Source organism: Streptomyces sp. NPDC086835 (assembly GCF_044745705.1).
In the GTDB taxonomy this organism is placed as follows: Bacteria; Actinomycetota; Actinomycetes; order Streptomycetales; family Streptomycetaceae; genus Streptomyces.
The window spans coordinates 58,675-81,295 of sequence record NZ_JBIVAU010000015.1 but is presented as its reverse complement, the minus strand read 5'-3'; the positions used below and the strand labels follow the sequence as shown (position 1 = coordinate 81,295).

General features: G+C 68.1%; 22 protein-coding genes. 10 read left to right on the top strand and 12 right to left on the bottom strand.

The window, feature by feature from the left end:
- Positions 1-266 precede the first annotated feature (266 nt).
- The 3 genes from ACIPJI_RS33895 to ACIPJI_RS33885 all read right to left on the bottom strand — a co-directional run bounded on the left by ACIPJI_RS33895 (position 267) and on the right by ACIPJI_RS33885 (position 4,457).
- Positions 267-3,044, bottom strand: a complete 2,778-nt coding sequence (locus tag ACIPJI_RS33895) for a hypothetical protein (RefSeq protein ID WP_402250710.1) — start codon at positions 3,042-3,044, stop codon at positions 267-269.
- A gap of 142 nt (positions 3,045-3,186) precedes the next feature.
- Positions 3,187-3,381, bottom strand: coding sequence for a hypothetical protein (locus tag ACIPJI_RS33890; RefSeq protein ID WP_402250708.1), 195 nt, complete (start codon positions 3,379-3,381; stop codon positions 3,187-3,189).
- Between the two features lie 203 nt (positions 3,382-3,584).
- Positions 3,585-4,457, bottom strand: a complete 873-nt coding sequence (locus tag ACIPJI_RS33885) for a TetR/AcrR family transcriptional regulator (protein WP_402250706.1) — start codon at positions 4,455-4,457, stop codon at positions 3,585-3,587.
- 117 nt (positions 4,458-4,574) lie between these two features.
- Here ACIPJI_RS33885 and ACIPJI_RS33880 point away from each other — a divergent pair, with 117 nt between their 5' ends.
- Positions 4,575-4,793: a hypothetical protein gene (locus ACIPJI_RS33880; RefSeq protein WP_402250705.1), complete on the top strand. Its 219-nt coding sequence runs from the start codon at positions 4,575-4,577 to the stop codon at positions 4,791-4,793.
- 145 nt (positions 4,794-4,938) lie between these two features.
- On the opposite strand, the gene ACIPJI_RS33875 is transcribed toward ACIPJI_RS33880, so the two are convergent.
- The 3 genes from ACIPJI_RS33875 to ACIPJI_RS33865 form a co-directional block, all read right to left on the bottom strand.
- Complete coding sequence (locus ACIPJI_RS33875) at positions 4,939-6,123, bottom strand: FG-GAP-like repeat-containing protein (RefSeq protein WP_356622409.1); 1,185 nt, start codon at positions 6,121-6,123, stop codon at positions 4,939-4,941.
- Positions 6,124-7,329: 1,206 nt separating this feature from the next.
- A complete protein-coding gene (locus ACIPJI_RS33870; RefSeq protein WP_402250716.1) occupies positions 7,330-8,265 on the bottom strand; it encodes a cytochrome c oxidase subunit II in 936 nt (311 codons plus the stop codon).
- A 285-nt stretch (positions 8,266-8,550) separates the two neighbouring features.
- Complete coding sequence (locus tag ACIPJI_RS33865) at positions 8,551-9,294, bottom strand: DUF2071 domain-containing protein (RefSeq protein ID WP_356622412.1); 744 nt, start codon at positions 9,292-9,294, stop codon at positions 8,551-8,553.
- Between the two features lie 572 nt (positions 9,295-9,866).
- On the opposite strand from ACIPJI_RS33865, the gene ACIPJI_RS33860 reads away from it, so the two are divergent.
- The 3 genes from ACIPJI_RS33860 (at position 9,867) to ACIPJI_RS33850 (ending at position 11,109) form a co-directional block, all read left to right on the top strand.
- Positions 9,867-10,283: a CBS domain-containing protein gene (locus tag ACIPJI_RS33860; RefSeq protein WP_402250703.1), complete on the top strand. Its 417-nt coding sequence runs from the start codon at positions 9,867-9,869 to the stop codon at positions 10,281-10,283.
- A gap of 124 nt (positions 10,284-10,407) precedes the next feature.
- Entirely contained in the window at positions 10,408-10,635 is a 228-nt protein-coding gene (locus ACIPJI_RS33855) for a DUF5133 domain-containing protein (RefSeq protein ID WP_356622414.1), read from the top strand.
- 21 nt (positions 10,636-10,656) lie between these two features.
- On the top strand, positions 10,657-11,109 hold the full coding sequence (locus tag ACIPJI_RS33850) for a DUF6098 family protein (RefSeq protein ID WP_307711143.1): 453 nt from the start codon (positions 10,657-10,659) through the stop codon (positions 11,107-11,109).
- Between the two features lie 342 nt (positions 11,110-11,451).
- Here the strand turns inward: ACIPJI_RS33850 and ACIPJI_RS33845 are convergent, their stop codons facing one another.
- Complete coding sequence (locus tag ACIPJI_RS33845; RefSeq protein ID WP_307711144.1) at positions 11,452-11,637, bottom strand: hypothetical protein; 186 nt, start codon at positions 11,635-11,637, stop codon at positions 11,452-11,454.
- Positions 11,638-12,060: 423 nt separating this feature from the next.
- Complete coding sequence (locus tag ACIPJI_RS33840; RefSeq protein WP_402250702.1) at positions 12,061-12,510, bottom strand: DUF3592 domain-containing protein; 450 nt, start codon at positions 12,508-12,510, stop codon at positions 12,061-12,063.
- An 86-nt stretch (positions 12,511-12,596) separates the two neighbouring features.
- Here ACIPJI_RS33840 and ACIPJI_RS33835 point away from each other — a divergent pair, with 86 nt between their 5' ends.
- A complete protein-coding gene (locus ACIPJI_RS33835) occupies positions 12,597-13,451 on the top strand; it encodes a hypothetical protein (protein ID WP_402250700.1) in 855 nt (284 codons plus the stop codon).
- Here ACIPJI_RS33835 and ACIPJI_RS33830 read toward each other — a convergent pair.
- Positions 13,409-13,885 carry a winged helix-turn-helix domain-containing protein gene (locus ACIPJI_RS33830; protein ID WP_402250699.1) on the bottom strand — a complete coding sequence of 159 codons (477 nt, stop codon included), beginning with the start codon at positions 13,883-13,885 and terminating at the stop codon, positions 13,409-13,411. The genes ACIPJI_RS33835 and ACIPJI_RS33830 overlap by 43 nt on opposite strands.
- 422 nt (positions 13,886-14,307) lie before the next feature.
- Here ACIPJI_RS33830 and ACIPJI_RS33825 point away from each other — a divergent pair, with 422 nt between their 5' ends.
- Positions 14,308-15,576 carry a hypothetical protein gene (locus tag ACIPJI_RS33825; protein ID WP_402250697.1) on the top strand — a complete coding sequence of 423 codons (1,269 nt, stop codon included), beginning with the start codon at positions 14,308-14,310 and terminating at the stop codon, positions 15,574-15,576.
- A 51-nt stretch (positions 15,577-15,627) separates the two neighbouring features.
- On the opposite strand, the gene ACIPJI_RS33820 is transcribed toward ACIPJI_RS33825, so the two are convergent.
- From ACIPJI_RS33820 to ACIPJI_RS33810, 3 genes are read right to left on the bottom strand one after another with little or no spacing between them, the layout of a single operon-like run.
- A complete protein-coding gene (locus ACIPJI_RS33820) occupies positions 15,628-16,287 on the bottom strand; it encodes a toll/interleukin-1 receptor domain-containing protein (RefSeq protein ID WP_402250695.1) in 660 nt (219 codons plus the stop codon).
- Complete coding sequence (locus ACIPJI_RS33815; RefSeq protein WP_402250693.1) at positions 16,284-16,733, bottom strand: toll/interleukin-1 receptor domain-containing protein; 450 nt, start codon at positions 16,731-16,733, stop codon at positions 16,284-16,286. Before ACIPJI_RS33815 ends, ACIPJI_RS33820 begins: the two co-directional genes overlap by 4 nt.
- Positions 16,730-17,863, bottom strand: coding sequence for a PQQ-binding-like beta-propeller repeat protein (locus tag ACIPJI_RS33810; RefSeq protein WP_402250691.1), 1,134 nt, complete (start codon positions 17,861-17,863; stop codon positions 16,730-16,732). Before ACIPJI_RS33810 ends, ACIPJI_RS33815 begins: the two co-directional genes overlap by 4 nt.
- Positions 17,864-18,164: 301 nt before the next feature.
- Between ACIPJI_RS33810 and ACIPJI_RS33805 the strand changes: the two genes are divergently transcribed.
- The 4 genes from ACIPJI_RS33805 (at position 18,165) to ACIPJI_RS33790 (ending at position 22,485) form a co-directional block, all read left to right on the top strand.
- Positions 18,165-18,467, top strand: a complete 303-nt coding sequence (locus ACIPJI_RS33805) for an erythromycin esterase family protein (protein WP_402250689.1) — start codon at positions 18,165-18,167, stop codon at positions 18,465-18,467.
- Between the two features lie 443 nt (positions 18,468-18,910).
- Positions 18,911-21,112, top strand: coding sequence for a telomere-associated protein Tap (gene tap, locus ACIPJI_RS33800; RefSeq protein WP_402250687.1), 2,202 nt, complete (start codon positions 18,911-18,913; stop codon positions 21,110-21,112).
- A 3-nt stretch (positions 21,113-21,115) separates the two neighbouring features.
- A complete protein-coding gene (gene tpg / locus ACIPJI_RS33795) occupies positions 21,116-21,670 on the top strand; it encodes a telomere-protecting terminal protein Tpg (RefSeq protein WP_356622419.1) in 555 nt (184 codons plus the stop codon).
- Positions 21,671-21,858: 188 nt separating this feature from the next.
- Positions 21,859-22,485, top strand: coding sequence for a class I SAM-dependent methyltransferase (locus tag ACIPJI_RS33790; RefSeq protein ID WP_402250685.1), 627 nt, complete (start codon positions 21,859-21,861; stop codon positions 22,483-22,485).
- Positions 22,486-22,621 lie beyond the last annotated feature (136 nt).

Genomic DNA, 22,621 nt, shown 5'->3' with positions numbered 1-22,621 from the left:
TCTTCATCGACGGGGGAGACCCCCTGCGGAAGGTACCCGTGCCCAGATGACCCTGCGGTCCGGGAGGACGCCTGCGAGATGCTCCGGTGCAGCGCCCCGTGCCGGCAACCTGTCACCGTCAGGGATCCCTTCTCGTGGCGAGCCAAGGACAGACCCGCGGGCACCGATGGACTGCGCGAAGGACCGCCACGTCACCGAAGAGCCCTTTCCGGGAGTCGAGCCTGGCGGCTGAAAGGACCGGCAGACAGTGCCGGAGCGGCCACCGCTCACGCCCGAGCCGGGGGAACACGCACCGGCAGGAGGGTGCCGCTCAGGGCACGCAGGCGCCACGCGCCACGTGCTGCATCGATCAACGGCCGTGCACTGTGGGGGGAGACGGCCAACTCGAGTCGGGCCTCGGCAAGGAACTGGAACTGCCCTGCCGGTGCTGCGCTCGCGGTGCGGCGCCGGTCCTCGAAGTCATCAGGCTGGAAGATCTGCAGCAAAGTGAGCGCGTAGTACGTGTAGGCAGAGGCTTCCGTGATCAGTTGCCGAGCCGCCTCCGGCGGCTCGGCCGGAGATCCGGTAGGGGGCACTGCGCCCGAGGCTGCCAGATACTCGAGAGCCCCCATGAGTTCACTCGTCGTGCCGGCGCGGGCATGGCGCAAGTGGTCCATCACGACGCGGTAGGTCGACAACCAGGCCGCGTTCTCGTGCGTCCAGTGCAGCTTGGCCAGAAGGGTGCGGAAGCCTGCAAGCGTGTCGTACAGCTCCTCCACGATCAGGCGGCCGGAGATCTCGGTGAGCTCGACCGCCGGCGCTTGCCGGACGGACGAGATCTCCGCGTGCATCTCCAGCGTGCGACGCCCGTACCGGATCAGGTCACGGGGAATGCCTCCCGACAGCGCGTGCGCCAGCAGCACGTAGGGTTCGGGGAGGTCGCTGGCTCGCTTGCCCATGATGGCGAGGGACTGCGTCACGTCCCCCGGCTGGACATGCAGGATGTCGTCGAGCGAGCTGTCCGTGGCATCACGGTCAGGGAGCCCTCGTCTGACGAAGGCAGCACCGACATCCTCGGCGACGGAGATGAGGTAGTGCACCCGGGGAACGCCCAGAATTGCTTTGACCTCGCTGAGGAAATGCAGCGCTTGCTGCTCGGTGCCAAGACGGTCGAGCTCGTCGATGCACACGATGGTGCGCCCGCGCTGACGGTGCACATGGTCGGCGACATCGCCGAGTCGGGCCCTCAGGTCTTCCACCAGCTGCGGGAAGTTCAGGGGAACACTGGCAAGTGACGAGGCATGAGCACTGCCGAGCACACCAGGCCCTGCCACGCCCATGTTGAACGTGGCCGACGTCGACTGGGTCGTTCTGAGCTGATACAGGTGGTCACGACACTTGGCCACCAGTTCGGGTTCCTCCCGCTTCGTTCTCCAACGCCCGAGGTAGAAGAGCAGCACTCCCGCTACGAAGCAGGCCAGCCGAGCCGGGTTCTCCGAATCGAGGAGCAGTGCTTGGAACGTCGTGCTGCGCCAGACGACGACAGCGGCCGAGAACGCCAGTGAAAGACTGGCCACCTTCCACACCCGCTCCTTCATGGAGCTGGAGGACTTGTCACCGCGGAACAAGGCGATTGCGGACAGGACCAACAGGAGCGCGATCAGGAGGAACTTGGCCTGACCCGGGACCGCCAGGTCGGGCAGTGCCCCGAGGCGGCGCCTGAAGTCGGGGTCGAAGAGGACGCTCAGGAGTGACCCGTACATCAGGCAGTACGCGGCGATGCGGGCCACAGCGGCAGGTCCGCGCAGCAGCCTTCGCCGCCACCGGGCGGACTTCCTCAGTCGCCAGATGAGCAGTCCCGCCAGAGTGACGGAAAGGCCGGCACCGATGCTCCGACCGTGCCAGATGTCTCCCGCCTGCTGTGCGATCCAGTGGCCCGCATTCCCCGCCGACGAGCGTACCCCGGCGTTGTGTTCGTCCCACCACGCCTTCGCAGTGGCGGCAGTGCCGAGGGTGATCAGTGCGGCGGCGGGAATGCCGAAGAAGAGGCGGCGTCGCAGACTCCGGAACGCGCGGCGCAAGCGCTGACGGGTTCGCACAAAGCCTGACAGCCGTGTCAGCTGTGGCACCTCGAAGCCTTCACGCTGGATGAACTGCTCGCACAGCGTGACGAACGCCAAATAGACCAAGTCGTAGGGATGATATGCGGCAGGCACCCTGATGCTGAGCTGAAAGTCGTTCTTCCCGGCCGACTCGTTCAGCAGTGTGGTCTTACCGGCCCCGCGGGGGCCGGAGACAGCGATCGTTCCCCCTTCAAGGGCGGAAAGCTTCCGCTCCAACTGGCGCGACGCCTCGCTGGAGACCACCCCGGCGACACCGGCGGCGGTTCGCAGACCGTCGTAGCGCCCCGGCAGGAGAACGGAGTGCGGATCAGTTCCCATGAGTTCATCGATCACCGCAAGAGCTGCCCCAGGCGTGCCGTTGACTCGCAGGTCGCCTTCCCACCGGTTCGCCGTATTGCGGACCTCCACGGCAGCGAGGGGCAAGTACAGGAGGTGGAGAAGCAGTTCGAACTGGTTCTTCAGGTTCTGCTTCGACCGCGGCTTGGCCACGGCAACGACGAACGGCACGGCAGTCGCGATCAGCAGCGCGACGATCAGCGCCTGTTCGGCCCAGAACGAGAAAACTCCTGATTGCTGCAGGTAGAAGATGGCCGTGACACAGGCGGGCACACTGACGACCGCCAGGGCGGACCACACATCGGCGCCGACGACCTGACACAGCCGCACCAGCTCGCTGCGTGTTCGGTCCAGCTCGCGGACCGCCGCACGGTAGCTGCTGAGTGATGGTTCGACGTAGGCCAGAGCCCGACCGACCGTGTCCGACGACTCCATCTCAGCCAGCACTGCCGCCGCAGTGACGCCTGGCCGGGCATCAAACCGCCGTCGGACCTGCGGGGAGTCAAGGCCCGCGGCCACAGCCCGCGCGTAGGCGGCGCGTTCGGCTGCGGTGTCGCAGCTGAGTAATGGGCCTGCCGCCCGTGTCCGAGGTGTCGCGGTCTGCATGGAGCGGTTCCTCCGGTGTCGATGAGTGTGCGGTTGTCCGCCCGGACAAGAAGGTCTGGAACGTCGTCCGGCGAGTCATGCAGCAACGACCGTCGCCAGGCTGCCCGGTCACAGCCCGGCCAGGCCCACGGCCTACGTCGGCTCAGGGGCGTATCTGCTCGATCAGGCGGAGATGGCAGGAGGCGTCGCCCCGGCCGCTTTTCGGCAGTACCCAGAAGGAGCCGTCGCTGTCACGGCCCACCACTGTCGATGTGCCCTTCAGCGAGTCAGGGGTGTGGCTCCTGGCCACGTTGTGCAACTCGACGAGAGCCTGCTCGCGGGTCTTGTTCCCGGTCACCGGCCGCACGACCTTCACGTGTCGGTGCGTTGCCGACCCATCGGCAGTGACCGTCTCCTCTGAGATGATCAACCATGTAGACATCTATCAGCCTTCCTGCACAGGGCGTTGGCGATGTGCGGACATGACGAGTTGCACCGTGGGGCCGCCCGCCGGCTGCCGAGTCGGCCGCGCCCTCGGCGGGGGCAATGGCCGTTGTGGGCCTACCGCGCCGGCGGCTGGTACTGGTCCTGCAGGCCCATGCCGCGCATCAGGTCGAGCATCAGCAACTCGAACATGGGCTCCTGATCGGAGAAGAGCGGAGCAAAGTGCCCGAAGACCTCCAGCGCGATCTGGCCGTAGAGCGACCGCCAGCAGCTCAGCATCACCACCATGGCGCCGGGGGGAAGATCCACGCCGGTATCGATCCGGTAGTCCTGCATCTGCTGCCGTAGTCGTGGCTCCATATCCTCCTCGGCGAGGACCGGGAACCGGCGCTCCGTCCACAGCTCCACGAAGATCGGGCCCCAGACGGCGGCAAGCCGCCGAACCCAGGCGCTGGTCAGCTCGGCGTGAGCGTCGCCGGCGGCCGTGGACGGCGTGCCGAACAAAAGATTGAACTCCGGCTGGTGCGTGATCGCCCACTTGCGGAGCGACCGCACCGGCTCGATCAGCCGCATCGCAAAATTGTCCGCAGGACACGCATCGGAAGCAGACTGAAGCTCCGCTACCAGGTGATCAACGATGTCCTCGGCGACCCGGTACACGATCTCCGGGAGACCGCCCGGGAAGTGGTGGTAGAGGGCGGCCGGAGTCACCTCGACACGGCGGGCGATCCCGGCAAGGGTGAGGGCCTCGACCCCCTGGCGCCTGATGATGTCGCGTGCGGCGGACCGCACCTCTGCCGACATCTGGGCACGCAGCCGTTCACGACGCCCCGGACTCGCCATCCACATCCCTCCCTCAGCCCTGTCCTCACACCTCAGCCGCGGATCGTGACTTTCACGGTGGCGTGCTTCTCGTCGACCACGGTGGACTCCGGCGAGGAAGTCGCCGGCGATGCCGCCCGCCGCCCCCACCAGGATCCCGAGTGCCACCAAGGCTCTGCCTCCTGTGCTCTACGTGACAACTGCCCCTCAACTAAAGGGGCTTTAGAAAATAGCGCACAATTAAGATCCTTCTCCAGACCTCTGCATCACGATGGCCTCTTTCGTGTGACTCGTCGGCCCCAGCCGCAGCGCCTCCTGGAACCCGGCTGCGGCAGAACAAACACGGCATGGCTCCCGCCGGTCGCGGACGTCCAATGCCGGTACGTCGGCGAGCGGGTCGGCACGAAGCTGCGGTGGGGCCTGGCGGTCGACGCAGAGGAACTGGAGACGTTGACGGCGTTCGGTGAGGCCTGTGAGGCCACGGTCGTCACCGCGGCGCCGTGACGGCTGTGCCCGGGCACGCCCGCGAGTGCGGGCCTCCCGGGCACATGTCCGTTCAGGGCCGGACCGGTCGGCCGGCGGCTACTGCCATGGACGCCGATGATCCCCGTGTACAGGGGCCTACGGAGATGAGGCCCCCGCAGGTGGGTCAGAAGGCGGTAGCGCCTTCCAGGCCCCACCAGCCGCCGTTGTAATCGGCCTTCCGCAGGCCACCGGTCGCGAGGCCCTGGTACTGCCACAGTACGTAGCCGTCCGAAGCCTCCAGGTCGGGTCGCCCGTCGCCGGAGGTGTCGCCGACGGCGAGGATCGGCTGCATGGAGTTCCAGCCGCCGGTGCCGATGAGCTTGCGCGCGCCCAGGGTCCGGCTAGTGGTGGCGGGGTAGAGCCAGAGCTTGCCGGTGGCCTTCTCCCTGGCGACCAGGTCGGCGCGGCCGTCGCTGTTCATGTCACCGGCGCCGATGAGGGCGTTCATGCCGTTCCAGCCGCCGGTGCCGATGAGCTTGCGCGCGCCCAGGGTGCCGGACGCGGTGCCCGGGTAGAGCCACAGCTTGCCGGTGGCCTTCTCCACCGCGAGCAGGTCGGAGCGGCCGTCGCCGGACAGGTCGCCGAACGCGGCGAGCTGCCCCATGGAGTTCCAGCCGCCGGTGCCGATCAGCTTGCGTACGCCGAGGCCACCGCTGCCGGTGCCGGGGTAGAGCCACAGCTTCCCGGTGGCCTTCTCGCGGGCGATCACGTCCTCGCGGCCGTCGCGGCTGAAGTCGCCGTGCCGGACGAGGGCGTCGAAGGCCTTCCAGCCGCCGGAGCCGATCAGGCGCCCGGTGCCGTCCCCGGGCAGGAACCACAGGCGCCCGGCCTCGTCGCGGAGGACGATGTCAGCTCGCCGGTCGGCGTTCATGTCGCCGAACCCGCTCGCCTGGGGCGAGGGCGTCGCCACCCAGCCGGGGTAGGCCTCCGTCTCGCACTCGCGCAAGGTGCGCACGAACTTGACCGAGCTGGTGGAGAGCCACCCGAAGTGGGTCGCATAGTTGGGGTCGGGCTCGACCCAGTTGTAGCCCGGCGTCGCATAGTTCGGCTGCTCGTAGAGGCAGGCGATCATGGACGTGCGGTTGAAGATCGTCTGGAGCTTGCCGTCCCAGGAGCCCAGTGTGGCCTTGTTCGTGTTCGTCTTGAACATCGGCCCGTCGTAGCCGTTCTGCCAGGCACACAGGTAGCCCGACGGGCAGTCGCTTCTCGCGGCCTGCGCGGGCGCCGCGCCGGCGCCGAGCAGCCCCAGCGATGTGAGCCCCAACGTCGCGGCCAACACGGCCGCGCGCCGAAGCAGGGTCTTACGCATGGATTCCCTCCCTTACGCGGCGCGGAGAAGACTCTCGACGCGCCCGCGGGAGGAACATATCCCGCCGCGGCGACACTCTGCGCCGGGGGTGGCGCGGGCCGGGCGACCTGCAAGTGAGGGCCATGAGCGGTGCTGTGCTCGGCGGCAGGCACGGCGCGCCACAGCCGACCCGGCACCGGTTGTGCCCGGCGCCCAGCACGCGCGGCACTGCCGCCCGGTCACACGCACTCTTGTTCCGGGAGGCCCGTCGTCCGACGATCACCTCATGGGCACGAAAAGTGCGCGAAAGGACCGGCAAAAGTTCGCCTCGGTGCTCCCTCCCCGGGTAGGACCGAGACGTGAACGGGGAGGGTTTCATGTCTGAGCTGTTCGACGCCGTCGATGCCCTCATCGCCGAGCAGGCGCCTTCCGTCCCCTGAGGAGCGGGAGCGGGGCTGACCCCCGATCGGTCAGGGCCTTGGATTTGAGCGCCGCCAGCGGCCGGGCGTCAGGTCCTTGCCAGCCGGCGGCTGCGCCACCTCAGGCCACGCCACATGATGCGAGCGGCTGAGGGACAGCCCGCACACGGTTTCGTTCCTGCCCTGCTCCAATGCGTGCGCTTCCCCCGACGGCAGCCGCTGGTTGCTTTCCTCGTCCCACCACTGCCCGGAGGCCGCCACGGCGTACCGCTTGCTCATGGCTATACCGCCGATCGCCGCGATCCGGCCAGGGCTTCGGCCCGGTTCAAGACCGCCCCACCGGGTGCCCGTGTCAGGCGGCGCGAATCGTCCGCCAGCCGTTGCGACGCGTACAGGCGCAGCTCGCCTCAGCGGTGCACGGGATCCATGCCTGGGCCAGCGGTCCACGCAGTCCCGCCTGCACCATGATTGAGCGCACCACCCCCAGGACAGCTGCCTGGCCGAAGTGCATGGCCCAGTTCACCGGCAGCGGCTGCTTACCGCGGCGTTCGGGCCGACCGGTCAGGCGCTCGAGGACACGGCCCGTCACATGCGAATCTGGTCGGCGGTGAGGGACTGCTCGATCTTCTCGCCGACCGTCATCACCAGGCCTCCTGCTGTGCCGGCGATCAGTCCTTGCCGCAGCGCGCGCTTCATCATGCTCGGCGGGTACCCGGCACGATGCCCTCCGCCCGGGTGCCCGGCCGCGTCGTGGCGGGCCTGGACTGCGGGCTGGACTGTACGGGTGCTGGGTTGTTCAGCCCTGGGCTCACAGCTTGTTGGGCTCCGCGTTCCTGGCCGGGTCGGTCAGTTCGATGCCCGCGGGGATGAATCCTGTCTGTCCCTTCGCGGCAAGGCTCTTCAGGTGCTGCTGGTAGCGTTCCGGGGAGACGATCTTGACGTTGAAGAGCATCCGGGCATGGTCGACGCCGCAGAGCTCGGCGCACTTGCCCCTGTAGGTGCCCTCCCTGCTGGGCGTGACCTCGAAGGCGTTGACGTTGTGACCGGGGAAGACGTCCTGCTTGAACAGGAACGGGACCACCCAGAACGAATGGATGACGTCCCGGGAGGAGAGAATGAAGCGGACCTTCTCCCCCTTGGGCAGCCACAGCGTCGGACCAGGGTTGCCGTTCTGCGGATTCCGGGTGCCGGGGACACCGGCGTCGTAGACGCCCTCCGCACCCGCAGGGAAGTCCTTGCGGAACCGGTCCGGGACCGTGCCGAGCAGGGGGCTCCCCTGCGCATCGCCCGTGTCCGGCTTGCCGTCCACGTCCTCGACGTAGTTGAAACCCCAGCTCCACTGGTAGCCCACCACACCGATGGTGTGAGCCGGCTTCTCGGAAAGCTCCAGGAGCTTCGCCTCGTCCCGCGCGGTGAAGTAGAAGAACACCGACACGATGATGATCGGAACCACGGTGTACAACGCCTCGATCGGCATGTTGTACCGGGTCTGCGGAGGGATGTCGACCTTCGTACGGCTGCGCCGGTACCAGATGACGCTCCACAGGATCAGACCCCACACCAGCACGCCGGTGGCGAGCGCAGCCGCCCACGAGCCCTGCCAGAGGGAGAGGATCCGCGGCGCCTCCTCCGTCACGGGGGTGGGCATACCGAGCCGCGGGAAGTCCTCCCAGTTGTACGAGCAACCGGAAGCGGTAGCCAGGATCAGGCCCGCAGTCAGCACCTGCGGCAGCTTCCGCCGCATCGGTCGCCACCACGAGCGCTCGGCGCTGTTGCCGCTCACGGACGCCTCCCAGAAGGTCACGCCCGCGGAACCATGACGGCCATCGAGCCGGCGGGTCGCCGGCCTCGAACGGGCAGAGGTATGGCCGAATGCCTACACGCGCAACCTATGGGCGACGCTGCGGAGAGGCCGTCCAACGCGCCGTCGATGCCCCGAAGGGGTGGAGGGCCGACGGCGTCCGGACAAAAGGCCGACGAGTCAACTCCTGTCGTACACGGCACCGGGTGGGTCGGTGATGGGTTTTGATCAGCTGGGGCCTGTGGGCCGCCGGCAGACGGCCGGCCGGGGGATGCCGACGCGGACATGGCGGACCCCGGGGGAGTAGTGGACGATCGGCTCAGCGCTCGGGTCGGCCAGGCCCGCGGCCGTGGTAAGCGTCTGGGCGAGTTCCTCGACCGCTGCGGTGTACAGCGGCCAGGGCTCGTGCCACACCGGAGTCTGCAGCAGTGTTCCGCAGCGCTGCGTGTACACCCTCCAGTGGGATGTCAGATTGATTTCCAGTGCGGACGGCTCGAGCGGGGCGCCGGGGCGGATCCGTAGACGGTATGCCGGCTCGCCGCCGCGCCGGCACCCGGCGTACGTCAGCACCCCACCGTCGTCGGTGACGCTCAGGTCTCCCAGGTGGTACGGGGCTCCTGCACCGACCCGGCTGATCACGGTCATGGCGGCACTGCCCGCCTCGACGGACAGAAACCACAGTCCGTCCCGGCCGTCCGGGCCGCGCACATAGGTGCGCAGATTGGTCTCGGGGAAGGTAGCCAGCCGGCGTGTCACCTCCAGGCTCGGCAGGATTGCGTGCCGTACGTCGGTCATGACGAACGGCGTCAGACTCACCCACGCCCGCCCTTGGTACTCCTCCGGCACCAGACCTCGGGGGAGAAATCTTCGGACCGCGGCCGGGTCGAAGGGCCAGTGCAGGAAGGCCTGCCGGGACCAGCCCATTCGCAGGACGGGCAGGCCCACCGTCTCGTCGGGCTCCAAAGACGCCATAACGGGCCTGTACCCGGGCCGTCGAGGGACGAGTCCCGCTCCACCTGCGGTGACGCCCATCCGGCGACACACCCCCTCCGCCGACGAAGGGGTAGTGTCCCTGCGACGTGGCGCCCGAGCCACCTCGCGCCGCCCCGGCCGGACGCCGAACTCGCCGCCCAGCGTGCAGGACATGGTCGTCACGGTGCTGACCACGGGCGTCCCGGGCTTCTTCGCGAACTCGTCGTTGCGGAGACACTGGCGGCGGTGACCGAGACGGCCAGGAGGATGCCGAGGGCAATCGACGCCGATGTGGCGCTTGCGTCCGGCGATCCTTCGGCGTTCCGGCCTGCGGCCTCCCGGACCGTTCGGCGGAGGAGGCCGTTGACCTGGTCGAATACGCCGTCAACGTCCGCGTCGAAACAGGTCCGGTCGGTTTCTCCGGGGCGCACAGCGTCAGACGGGGGCTGTTCGAGTCAGGTACCGGCACCTTGGTTACTGCTCGTGGCGTTCGGGAACCCGTGTGCATGTCGTTGCGCGGCTCAGCGGCGATGTGGCACGCCCATGCCGCAGAAGCAAAGGAAAGGATTGAGATGACGAAGGCGCGGGACATCATGACCGGCGGGACCGAGTGCATCGGGGCCGAGGAGACGGTGCTGGACGCTGCCCGCAAGATGAAGGACCTGGGGGTCGGCGCCCTGCCGATCTGCGGCACCGACAACAAGCTCAAGGGCATGCTCACCGACCGGGACATCGTCGTGAAGGTTCTCGGCGCGGGCAAGGACCCTGCCACCTGTACGGCCGGTGACCTGGCGCAGGGCGAAGCCGTGACCATCGGTGCCGACGACGACGCTCAGGAGATCCTGCGGACGATGTCCGAGCACAAGGTCCGTCGTCTGCCGGTGATCGACGGCCACGATTTGGTCGGCATGGTCGCTCAGGCTGATGTTGCCCGCTCCCTGCCCGACCCCCAGGTCGGCGAGCTGCTGCAGGCCCTGTCCACCGACTGATCCTGTCCGCTCTCTCCGGAGCCCGCACCGTTGGACATGCCTGAGAAGGGCGGTATGGCGGTGCGGGCTCCGGGTAGGCGGTCGGTGATGACGCGTGTGAATGACGGTGTAAGGGAGACGTCTGATGCTGATGGCACATCCCGCGGTCCTGAGGAACCTGGTCGAGCAGTACGACACGTTGCGGATGCTGCACGCCGAGAACGGCACGACGGAGGTCCGGCGACGCATGGACGACATCGCTTACACGCTGTGTGTCTCGACCGGCACGCGCGATGTCGACGCCGCCCTCGTCGCTGCCCGTCATCAGTTGCCCGGCGCCCGCCCCCAGGACGACTCCCTCCTCACCGCCTGACCCACTTCCGGACCCAGCGTCATGAGTACGACAGCCAACATGCGGACCCTCAACAGCCTTGAGGAGCTGACCGGGTTGGTCACCAGCCGTCACGGCCTTTACGTGCGCTGGTCCCGTGGCCCGGAGCAAGACCTGCGGGGGGTCTCCAGTACGGACGACCTGACCGGCGTGAAACTGCCCGGCCTGTCGGCCACCCCCCTGGATATCGAGGACTGGTGGGGCAAGAGGCCCGTCCACGTCTGGGTCGCCCGGCGGCTCTACGACTACTGCCATCTGCCGCGCGTGAAAGACCCCCGGACGCGGCCCTGGGTACTGCACGGAGCGGAAAGAGCCCGCGGCCCGGACAACGAACCCCTGGTGACGGAGGTCGAACCGATCGGCTGGATCGCCGACCACGTCATCGACGAGGCATGCGACATCGTCACCGGACAGCCCGGCGACTGGGGCCCTCTCGACCGGAACGGAGCAGCCTGAGAAACCGCGACACGTTGGCGACCGGGCTCAGTTGCTACTCAGCCACCTTCACGCGCAAGCCAGGAAGGTGACAAGGGAGCCGGTACACCGGAGGACAACCGGCCCCTTAAGACAGCAGAGCCCGAAGCGGGCGGCGGCCGCATGCACGGAACGGATCGCGGGGACAAAGGCGCTGCGCGTCGACCTGGGGTTGCCCGAAGCAAGAGGTCATCGAGGGGCTGAAAGCAGCCGCCGGGTACATGGCCGGTTCGCTCGACACAACCTCCGCCGACACAAAAACAGCGGCGGCAGGATTTCTGTCTGCGGCCGGGGGTGGCGTCCGGATGCTGACTGCGACCGTTCTCAGAAAGGGTTCCGGTCCTCGTTCCCCGGTGGCTTTCCCTCGGAGGCAGACGCCTCGCCCGACCTGTCGCCCCGTTCCGCGGCGTCGCCCGTCTTCTCACCATCGGGCCGGCCTTTCCTGTTCCGACGCTTCTCCTCCTCGAGCTGCTTGCGGACCTCTTCCGGCTTGTCTCCGAGCTGGTTCACGACCCGCTCCCTCGTCATTGACGACATGATTCCGCGGCCAGGTTCACACAGGCCCACACCACCCGCACCTGGACGCCGACAGCCCCGCCTGACCCCGCACGGCATAGGTACGGCCGGGGCCGCCGATCGGGCCCGGGATGGTGGTAGGCCCCTTGACCCGCAGGAGCCCCAGCCGCTCGCGGTCGCGCTGGGCGAACTTTGCGACGGCGACCCTTAGTGCTGCGCTCCAGGGCCTGCCGCAGGAGGGCGTACAGCTTCGCGGCGACGGTCTCGGTCGCCGCGAGGTAAGCGAACCTCGATCGGGCCGGCCTCGCCACGGACCTGGCCCGCATATCCTGCTTCGGCCGTCGTCCCCCAAGATCCGCCGGACAGCAGCCCGCCCGTAGTCGTCACCAGCTGCCCGCGTTCGAACCTTGCCGGCCGTCAGGGGCTGATGATCAGCCCCACCGTCGCCAAGGCGCCGCCCGCGAGGGCCAGAAGCGCCATTCGCTGGGCGTTGCGGACGTAGCCCTGGCGGCGCTTGCGCTCCCTGCGGACCGCGACCTTCGTCCCCAGGTGCACCCGCCTGGTGTTCTGCGGGTCGAAGACGAGGGGGTAGCTCTGTCCGACGACGTGGGCGTGGCCCACGCTCGCACCCTTTTGGTGCCGTCCGGAGCCTTCCGGGGACTGCCACTCGTAGACAGCGCTCGCGTAACCGTTGGTGCCGAACGGCACTAGGCTCACCAGCTCCGCTCGCACCTCGACGCCGGATTCGTACAGCTCCGTCATCTTCTTGAGCTCCGCTCCTTCGCCTTTGATCAGCATCAGGCCGAAGAAGCAGAAGGCCGCGGATGCGAGGACGGCAAGGAGGAGCACGGTCATCACCAGGTTCACAGACGGACGGTACGGCACCACAGGTTCAATCCGAAAGCCCCGCAGACTCTTCACCAGCAGGGACTTCGCCACCTACGATCACGCGCATGTCGATCTCTTCGCCCGTCCCCGTCCTCCGTGGCGACAGGGGCATCGAACTCCGCTCCACCGGTGAGGAGCTGCTGCTGCGGCGTCCGGACGCCGAGCTGCGCATACCGTTCGCCGCGATCGCCCGGGTCCACGCCGAACGGCGCGACATCCTCCTGGAGCTAACCGCTCCGGCGGAAGTCGATCCGACGGTGTACCGCGTCAGCGACGTCAGCGCGGTCGCCGCAGGCGTCTTCGCCGACGCGGTGAACGCCGCTCTGCCGGAACAGACCGCGGACGAGGAGACAGGCGACGGCTCCACGCTTGTCGTGATCCGGAGCCTGGTCATCGGTGACGAGGGCGAAGACGAAGCGGACGAGAACCTGGTCCAAGTCGGATTGCCCTCCCACGGCATCCGGCTGATGTACACCGGCTGCGCGGCCATCGCAGCCCTGGCCGTCGTCGTCGGTGTGCTGGGCGGGGACTGGAGTCGGGCCATCGCGACGCTGCTGCTCGGGGCGACGGGCGTGGCCTGCTCCTACTTCGTTGTGATGCTGTTCGCGATGGTGTGGCGGGACTGGTATCTGCCCCGCTACGGCATCACTGTGGAGGGGCGGCAGGTGTTCCGGGAGGACGACGGCGACACCGTCCACGCGTTCTCGGCCACCGACGGCGTGACCCGCTACATCCTCGGCCACAACAAGGGGAAGACTGTCCGGATCGCTTACCACCCGAAAACCCCCGCGTACGCCGCCGTCTGCCCTCCGACGGGCGACAGGGTGCTCATGCTCGTCGTTTCAATGGTCGCCGCCGTCATCGCGGGGTTCATGAACTACGGGACGTACCAGCTCGTGCTCCCCGCCTTCACAGGCTGATCCTCGTCCTGCGCGTCGGGTCGTGCCGCAGCGGCACGGACGGTCGAGGCGTCGAGGAGGGAGGAAGAACCGGGTGCTGGACATCGAGAAGCACTCCTTACACGCCACGGCCTGCAGCCGCAAACGCTCCCGCGCTGCCCTCCCGGCGTCAGTCTCAAAGACGATCCAGGCCCCGGATGCCGCCGCGAGCCTTTTACCCGGGGCCACACCTCCTTCTTCCACAGCTCCACCGCGTGCTCGTCCCGCTCGAGGGCTCTGCGGGCAGGTGCTTGCCAAAAGGACCAGCCGTGCCGTTTCAGCAGCCGCCACACCGTGGCCACAGACAGCTTCACCCGCAGACGCCGGCTGATCACCGTCTGAACCCGGGCCAGAGTCCAGCGTTCGTCCTCGAAGCCGTGCGCCGACGGTCCCTTGTCAAGTTCCTCCTCGAGCACGGCGAACTGGGCATCGGCGACGGTCGGGGAAACCTCAGTAATTGCGTGATGGGTTGTTGGACCTCGGCATGAGACGCTGACTTGGTCCTTGCCGGACGGGATGCCTCCGATGTGCCGATGCTGCTGGCCGGGGTGATTGCCCCGGTGGTCATCATCCGGACCGACGCGGACGGACCTGGTCGACAGCGGGCTCGCGGTCGGCGACTGGATCGCCCTACGCGCGGCCCTGGGGACGTGGGGGTGACGAAGGGCCGTATGGCCGACCTGGAGCGGCAGGCCAGTGTCTTCGCGAACCTGAGCGGTCACCTGATCAGAGCGACGATGGAGCAGTTCAGCGAACCAGCCTGCGACGGCGAATCCTTGTGGCCGTGTCTTGTGTGGTTCTCAAGACGCCTGCGTATGCCCGCTGTTACGGTCATGTGGTGACATATAAGAGATTTTCACCTGTCGCATTATCGGCACTGCTTGTACTGATTGCCTGCGGCCCCCAAGAGGAAAGCCAGAACCGTCCTCCCTCGCCGGATACGTCCTCTTCGAAGGCAACATCGGACGCGGGGAAGAATCCGTCGACTCCAAGTGGCAAGCGCGAAGCGCTGTTCGCCACCTCCGCCACACTCGAAGATGTCGAGGATCTGTATTCGGCTCGCGACTTCTTCGTTTCCGTCGGCCGGGACAGCGTGGTCACCCATGCGGCGAACGGGACGGAAATCGCGCGCTCCGGTGTCGCGGAGTTCGAGGACGGTTGCGTCATTGCCGCTGTGGGTTCGGCAGCGGAGTCGGGATCATTGATCTGGGGGAAGGTCACGCAAAAGCCGGCCGCGGGCCTGGAACCGGAGACGTGGACCCTGTCGATCGTCGCCACGGACACCAGGACGTACAAGCAACGGTGGAGCAAGCCGCTCGTCGCCGACTCCACCGAAGCCCTTGGCTGCCCGGACGTGCATGAGGCGACACTCACCAGCGACGAGAAGTGGCTCGCCTACGACCAGTGGGTGATCAACCTGGCCGACGGCACGTCTCGCGCGCTCGGTGACGGAATGGTCCCCCGCGCCGTGGGAAACACCGTCCTGGTCTTCGACGGCGTGTGTGCCAACTGCATCAACGGTATGACGTCGGTGCCGATCACCGACCCGGCGACCGGACGGACGCTGTTCTCCTTCTCGGATCACGACATGATCAGCGACCTCTCCGACGCACCAGGCAAGTTCGCCACCTCCTCCGACGGGTCGACCCTTTTCATCGCCCGCCGTATCTCCGGCAGCCCGCTTACCTACGCACTGCAGTCCCGTTCACTCGTCACAGGAAAGGTGAACTGGGAAGTCAAGGGGGTCTCGTACACCGGGATGGTCAGTCAGCGAGTGACGCTCGCCGAAAATGCCGACGTGGTGATTTTTCCCGACCTGGCAGCAGCCAATGAACAAGGAGCCAGCCCGGAGGGGCGACAGAAGGAACTGGGCCTCTCACTGTCCGACGGAAAACGGCTGTGGGCCATTCCCGGTCTCGAAGTGTGTGCGGCAAACGCCGCTGGTGTCGCAGTCGAGGCGAATGACCAACTGGTGGTGCTCGACCCCCGAACAGGCCGGCAGTTGGGCTACAGCCCTGATCGGACCGACTGCGGAGCACCCCTCGGTGAGTACTCCTACTACTCCGACGACGGTGCGCTGATTCGCATCCTGCCCTCAGCGGAGTAGGCCGAGACCTCCGGCACCCCCGTTGTCCTCCCCCTCCCCTGGACATGCCTGTCAGAAGCGGCGCGTGAACCATCGTTTGACAGTGCCTACGGTGAACGCAAGCACCACGATGGCGATGGCCGCCCGTTTCAGGTCCGCGCTGCCGCCATCGCCGTTGTAGGCGGTGGCGCCGTACAGAAACCCGAGGCCGTCCAACGCCAGCAGGGCCAGGAGGAACTTCGTGTCGCTGCGCATACCGGCAGGGGTGACACGGCGGGGGAACTGCGGCGCTCTGCGCCCCGGGAAGCCCGGTTGCTGTGAGGGCTTGAGGCGTGTCTGGCTCACGGCTCGCTTGAGCACAGCAGCGGCCCGTGCCTCGGGCAGGCCGTGCAGGACCACGGGGTTGAGGTTGCCCAACAGGGCGCTGCGCGGAACGGGTTCGACCTCCACGGGGAGGACGGTGAGCCCCTCGCCGGAGGGGTCGTTGCGCACGAAGGACGTCCACTCCGCACTGCTGTGCGGCGACAGACGGTAAGAGGCCGAGACGACGGCGATCAGCCGCTTCGCCACCTGCAAATCCCGGTCGCGGGCCAGGACGGTGTTGCCCCCGGGGATCTCGTGGTCCCAGGCACCCAGGCGGATCGTGTATCCCTCGTTCTCGAGCTGCCAGCCGATCCATTCGGCCCATGTGAGGTCGTCGTCGGCGTACGAGATGAAGAAGTCGACGGTCATCCGGCACCCGGGAAGGGGGCGCGGGAACGAGGACGGGAGCGGGCCGGCCGCAGGCCGTCGAGAAGCTTGCCGCGGGCCGTGTCCTCGTCGAGCCCGACCAGCGAGATCCTCGTGCGGGGGCCGAGGAGTCCATCGACCGCCGTAGGTTCCACCATCACCGGGATGATCAGGCGGTGAGAGCCGTCCGGGTCCTTGCGAAAGACGGCGGTCCACTCGGCTTTCGTCATCCCCGACTCGAAGTAGGCCGGGCTGAGGATCAGCACGATCCGCTCCGCCGAGCGCAGGGCATCGTCCATGTCGGTGACGAAGTTCCCGCCGGCTGCGAAGTCCAGCATCTGGAGAACGGTGCGGTAGCCGGCGTCTTCAAGGACTTCGTTCGTCCACGCGGCCCAGCCTGCGTCGACGCCGGTGTAGCTGATGAAGTAATCGACTGCTTCAGAGGTCATGGCGCCGCGATCCTGTACTGGTACGTGTCGATGACGTCTTCCTTTTCCTCGTCGGTGTACACCAGCGCACCTGGGAAGACGTCCGGGCATTCGGTGTCTTCAGCGTCGAAGTGCACCTGCTTCTTCGTTTTCGCGTCCAGAACGGCCAATTGACTGTTGACCCGGAGGTAGACGCGCCCGTCCGCGGTTCCACAGAAGTCGTCCGACCCGTCGACCTTCCACCGCAGTTTCCCGGAGATGACGTCGACGGCTGCGAGTGCGCCAAGAGAACCACCGCCGTTGTCGTAGACGACGGCGGTGCCTGTCGCGGAGTCCAGGTCCATGGTGACCCAGCCGCCATGACCGGTGGCTGAGTGCCGCAAGGACCATGCCGGCTTCCCTGAGGGCAGCGAGTAGCCTCTGACGGCGTCCTCTCCCTGTGTGTCCTCGCTGTCCAAGGCGATCAGGAGCCCTTGATGGGCGGCGGTGTTGCCGAGTTCCTGGTTGTCCGCCGTCACCGGCTCGTCGACGGACCCGAGCTTCTTTCCGGTGGCAGGCGCCTGAATGTCCACGGAGACCGCGCCGATGCGGGAGGAGTCCCCGCGTGGCAGACCGAGCCAGCGGTCCAGGACGACCGTCGAGTCCGGGACCTGTCGCACAGTGCCGTCAGCGAGATGGACCAGGTAGGTCTTCAGGCCCGGACCGAGGAGAGCGTAGGCCCCGTCCGAGGTGGCGGACAGGTCGAGTTCCGCGGCGGTCGTGCCTTCGCAGCTGTTGCTCCACTGCGTACTGTTCCTCTCCAGGTCCTTCTTCCAGACCAAGGAGCCGGTCACCGCGTCGTGGGCACGCAGGCTCAGAGTGCCTCGCGCGGAGTGGATTCCCTCAGCCGGCTGCGCCACGACGCTCGTCGAGACGATGAGGGAATGTGCACGGCGCTTCTGTGCGACGAGTGTGAGTCCGCACGTGTTCTTCCATTGGTCGGACGTTTCAAGATCGATCGACCCTGTCTTCTGCCCGCTGCGCAGGTCGAAGAGATCCAGTTGATGCCCTCCGCCCGCCGGAGTGCTGAAGACCGCCAGCGTCCGGCCGTCCGACACAGGGTGCGGCGCACGGTCAGAGGCGTATGTCGCCAGTTCCTGACCGGAAGTCACGGCGGGTACCGGCGACGCGGATGCCGCCGGAGGCGATGTGGTGTCGGCGCTTTCCGATGTACTTCCCGTCCGAGAGGCCTCACCTTCGCCGGCCGATCCACTGCACGCGCTCATCACACATGCCGCGCCGATCACACCTGTGGCCAGACGCAGACGTAAAGGCACACGGCTCACACAGTCCCCCCGAGGCAACGAACGTGCAGTGCAGTCTGCCCGGTTCGAGGACCGTCTGTAAGCGGATATGGTGAAAATGTGGGTGCGAAGCAGCTCATCGAAGCATATTCCGCCTGCCACCCTCGCCATGGAGGCCAGCCCGTCCGCCGCCCGCGCGCTCGACGCGTACGTACGGCACGGCACCGGCGACCCCGAACGGCTCGTCGCACGGCTGGGCTTCTGGACCTGGCGCACCAAGGAGATGGTCAACCCCGTCGAATGGCTGCGCGCCCACAACCGCGACCTGCCCGAGAAGCGCCGGGTCCGCTTCGTGGCACGGACCCCCAGCGCTGCGCCGATCGGTCCCTGGGAGGGGCGGGAGGGCGTGCGTGCGGTCGGCTCCAGTTCGAAGGCGGTGGCAGCGTTCCCTTCAGGCGACGGCGGTTGGTGAGCTCCATGGCATCGGCACTGAGGGCGCTGTGATTTCAGCCGATGAGTCGGACCAGCCGGTTGCCCTGCCGAAGGAGCGACGCACCCGCTACGTCAGCGGTGTCGATGGAGCGCTGGGACGGGCGGTGGCTGACCGCTGAGCGTCGAGCGTTTTCGTGAACGGCTTCAGCCGGCGAGCCCAGGCCGCTGGAACCTGCTCCCTCCGCGTGCGGGGGGAGCAGTCGCGGCCTCACCTGCCGCCGCTGTTCCGGCTGTGCTGAATATGAGAGCCGCCGCCACCAGGCCGGCGGCCGTCGCGACGCTCCGACCGCTCAACATGCCCCGTGCCACACAATGACGTCCGACGATCATCCAGTGTGCGCGAAAAGTACGAAAAAAGACCGGGTAGCGTTCGTTTCAGTGCCACGTCCGGGTAGGATCGAGGTGTGAACGGGGAGGTTTCTCATGTCTGAGCTGTTCGACGCCGTCGATGCCCTCATCGCCGGGCATGCGCCCCTTCCGCCCCCTGAGGAGCGGGAGCGGTTGCGCAAGGCGCACGGCCTCACGCAGGAACAGGTCGCCGCCGCCCTGAAGGTCCGCCGCGCGACCGTGGTGAGCTGGGAGAACGGCAAGACGGAGCCGCGACCGCCGCAACGCGACGCCTACGCCCGGCTCCTGGACAAGCTCGCCGAGCTCTACCCCCCTACCCCCGCCACCCTCATCGCGCCCTCGCCGCGGACGGCCGAGCCGGCCTCCCAGACCGAGCCGGCCTCCCCGGCCGTGTCCGGCCCGGCACCGCAGGCTCCGGCCGTGACCGCTGACGATGACACCCCCGTGCCCACCCCCGTGCCCGCCACCGCGCCGCCCGCCACCGCGCCGGACGTGTCCGGCGGACCCGCCGGCACCGCGAGGCCCTTGACACCGCGGCGTCCGGCGGCGAAGAAGGCCCCGGCCCAGCCCCCGGCGGCCTCGGCCGTCAGCGATCCGCGCTTCGCGAACGGACCGCTCGCCGTCGTGGACGTCGAGGACGGGCAGGTGTCGGCGTACTGCGTCGGCGGCCTGGTCCTGGACGTGCCCGCCACGTCCCTGCCCGCCCTGGTCGACTGGACCTTGAGCGAGGCGAAGCTCGGCGCACCCCGGCTGAGCGGCAACGGCAAGGACGCCGACCCGCTCATCGTCCTCACCCCTGCCGCGTGCGAACGCTACGGCCTGCCCGTCCAACTCGGCGACGAGGAACGCACCTCGGGACGACTGCCGGAAGACCACAAGGTCATCAAGCAGCTGACACGCGCCGACTGGCAGCTCACCCGGCGCGGCTTCGGCCCGTGGGCCCGCATCTACCGCCCCGCCCAGGGCGGCAAGCGAGCGTGCGTCCAGCTGTGCATCCCGTCGTGGAACGCACTCGACGCCCGCAGCTGGGGCAGCGCCGGACAGCTGCCGGCGGCCGAACTCGCCCGCCTGCTCGGCACGTACGCGACCCGCGTGATGACCCCGCGCGGCTCGACGGCCGTCACCGGCCTGGAGCTGATGACCGCGCTCCACCCGCCCACCCGCGCGTCCGAGCCGGACGCCGACGGACGGCGCCACAGCGTGCACAACCCCGGCTCGCTCGGCACCGAGCCGGTGGACTGCGCGCCGTGCGAGGCGCCCGACGGACACCCGCTCCTCGCCGACCTGCCCCGCTTCCACCAGCGCACCCCCGCCGAAATGCTGATGGAGGAGGCGTACGACTGGGCCCGCCCGCTCACCGACGACGAGTGCGCCAAGCGGTACGTGGTGGGCATCGACGTCAACATGGCCTTCGCCGCCGCCGCCAACGGCACCACCGTCGGCCTGGGCGCACCGACGCACCTCCACAACCCGGCGTTCGACCCGAAACTGCCCGGCTCCTGGCTCGTCGACCTCTCCCACATCGAGCTCGACGAGCGCCTGCCCTCGCCGTTCACCCCCACCGGCCGACGACCGGAAGGACCGGCCTGGTACGCGACCCCGACCGTCGCCTACGCCGTCGAACTCGGCTACCAGGTCGCACCGCTCGAGGCCTACGTACGCTACGAGAACGGCCGCTACCTCGACGGCTGGTACAACCGGCTCCGCGACGCCTACATGGCCACGATGGCCGACCTCGGCGTGACCTCCACCCTGTCCCCGGCCGGCTTCCTGGCGGCGATGGACGGCTACCGGCAGACCGACCCGCACATGGCGATCGTCCTCACCGCCGTCAAAGCAACCGTCAAGGGCGGCATCGGCAAACTCCGAGAACGCCCCCGCGGCGAGGGCTGGAAGCCCGGCCGGCCGTGGCGGGCGCTCGCCCGCCCCACCTGGCGGCCCGACATCCGCGCCGCCGTCATCTCCAAGGCCCGGACCAACATGCACCGCAAGATGCTCAAACTCGCCGACGCCACCGGCCAGTACCCGGTCGCGGTCCTCTCCGACTGCGCCGTATACCCCTCCGACGGCCCCAGCCCGCTGGACTTCCTGCCCTACAAGGACGACAAGCCGCTGCCCGGCGGCTTCCGCCTCGGCGTCAGCCCCGGCATGGTCAAGCACGAAGGCACCCAGACCACCCTGTGGGCCGAAAGCGTCCACGAGGAACACGGCCACGACGAGAACCTCGCCCGGTACATCAAGGACGGCCACGTCACCCACACGGACAACGGGAAGTAACCGATGGGACAGCTCGCCGACAGTCTCGACAAGGCCGTCCACAAAGCATTCACCCGCCCCATCCCCAAGACGGCCGGGGCCCGGATGCGTTACCTCGTCAAACAGCTCAAGTCCACCAGAGCCGCAGCCCAGCAACTCGGCATCACCCAGCGCACCGTGGAACGCTACGTGAAGGACCAGATCAAAAGGCCCCGCAAGGACCTCGCCGCCCGCCTGGAGCACGAGGTGACAAGACGGTGGCAGCCGCAGATCCGCGCCAAGGCCAAAGAGAAGGCCGCCACCACCGACGGCATCATCATCGACACCCGCGCCCGCTTCGGCTACACCGCCGCCCCCGGCACCACCGACGACGCCCGCCTGCGCCACCTCACCGTCGCCCTCCCGCCCCCCTACGCCGCCCGCCTCTTCGAAGCCCGCGACCAAGGCGCCACCGACCAACACCTCCAGAACATCACCGCCGAAGCACTCCAGGAGACCTACTTCAAGGACGGCGGCCGCCGGGCCTCCGGCCTCCTCGTCGAGTACACCGACGTCGAGCACATCGAATTCGACCTCTGAGCGCCGACGCTCGACGTCGGGGGACGTACCGCGATGCCAACGGTGCCCTTCCGACCATCGAGCCGGCGTGCTGTTGGAGGGCGACGACCCGGGCACCCCGCGGGGTGCACACCCACGGCCGCACATAGTGTGATGGCACCGTCTTCGCTCCTGCTGCTGGGCGAGGCTGACCGGAAGGCACTCTGAACATGACTGGGCAACGCGACCGTTGGGCGGAACTGACCGGCGGACAATCCGGAGAGGAATACGCTCAGCGTTTCGCGCAGCTCGCCGCATCAGGTCACGACATCCACGGCGAGGCCACCTTCTGCACCGCATTGCTGAAGCCCGCCGCCCGGGTGCTCGACGCCGGCTGCGGCACCGGCCGGATCGCGATCCGACTCGCGGAGCTGGGCCACCACTGCACCGGCGTGGACGTCGACTCCTCGATGCTCGCCGTAGCCCGCCGAGAGGCCCCCACGCAGGAATGGCTCCTCGGTGACCTGGCCCGTCTGGACACCCTCGGCCTGAATCCGGGCTTCGACCTGGCGCTCGCCGCCGGAAACGTCATCCCCCTGCTGGCCCCCGGCACCGAATCCGTTGTTGTTCGGCAGCTGGCCGCCGTACTGCGCCCTGGCGGACTGCTGGTCACGGGCATGGGACTGGACGCGGCACACCTGCCGCTGCCGGAACCGACGGTGACCCTTACGGAGTTCGACCACTGGTGCACCCAGGCCGGACTGACCCTGCGGCAGCGCTACGCCACCTGGAGCGGTGATCCCTATGACGAAGGCTGCGGCTACGCAGTCAGCGTGCACTGCCGCCCCACCCCGTGAGTCCGCGCCTTCCTGCGACGCTCCGGCCCGGGCACACGCCCGAGTGATCCCACGCCTTGATCGTCTGCACCACGCGACGGGCGGCACCCGCTCGGGGGCCGCCCGTCGCCGTTTGCGTTCTCGGGTTCCAGGCCAG

Excerpts from the sequence above, each read along its gene's own strand:
- ACIPJI_RS33895 (WP_402250710.1), bottom strand. The coding sequence starts at position 3,044 with ATGCAGACCGCGACACCTCGGACACGGGCGGCAGGCCCATTACTCAGC.
- ACIPJI_RS33875 (WP_356622409.1), bottom strand. The coding sequence starts at position 6,123 with ATGCGTAAGACCCTGCTTCGGCGCGCGGCCGTGTTGGCCGCGACGTTG.
- ACIPJI_RS33870 (WP_402250716.1), bottom strand. The coding sequence starts at position 8,265 with ATGCGGCGGAAGCTGCCGCAGGTGCTGACTGCGGGCCTGATCCTGGCT.
- ACIPJI_RS33865 (WP_356622412.1), bottom strand. The coding sequence starts at position 9,294 with ATGGCGTCTTTGGAGCCCGACGAGACGGTGGGCCTGCCCGTCCTGCGA.
- ACIPJI_RS33860 (WP_402250703.1), top strand. The coding sequence starts at position 9,867 with ATGACGAAGGCGCGGGACATCATGACCGGCGGGACCGAGTGCATCGGG.
- ACIPJI_RS33855 (WP_356622414.1), top strand. The coding sequence starts at position 10,408 with ATGCTGATGGCACATCCCGCGGTCCTGAGGAACCTGGTCGAGCAGTAC.
- ACIPJI_RS33850 (WP_307711143.1), top strand. The coding sequence starts at position 10,657 with ATGAGTACGACAGCCAACATGCGGACCCTCAACAGCCTTGAGGAGCTG.
- ACIPJI_RS33835 (WP_402250700.1), top strand. The coding sequence starts at position 12,597 with ATGTCGATCTCTTCGCCCGTCCCCGTCCTCCGTGGCGACAGGGGCATC.
- ACIPJI_RS33820 (WP_402250695.1), bottom strand. The coding sequence starts at position 16,287 with ATGACCGTCGACTTCTTCATCTCGTACGCCGACGACGACCTCACATGG.
- ACIPJI_RS33815 (WP_402250693.1), bottom strand. The coding sequence starts at position 16,733 with ATGACCTCTGAAGCAGTCGATTACTTCATCAGCTACACCGGCGTCGAC.
- ACIPJI_RS33805 (WP_402250689.1), top strand. The coding sequence starts at position 18,165 with ATGGAGGCCAGCCCGTCCGCCGCCCGCGCGCTCGACGCGTACGTACGG.
- tap (WP_402250687.1), top strand. The coding sequence starts at position 18,911 with ATGTCTGAGCTGTTCGACGCCGTCGATGCCCTCATCGCCGGGCATGCG.
- tpg (WP_356622419.1), top strand. The coding sequence starts at position 21,116 with ATGGGACAGCTCGCCGACAGTCTCGACAAGGCCGTCCACAAAGCATTC.
- ACIPJI_RS33790 (WP_402250685.1), top strand. The coding sequence starts at position 21,859 with ATGACTGGGCAACGCGACCGTTGGGCGGAACTGACCGGCGGACAATCC.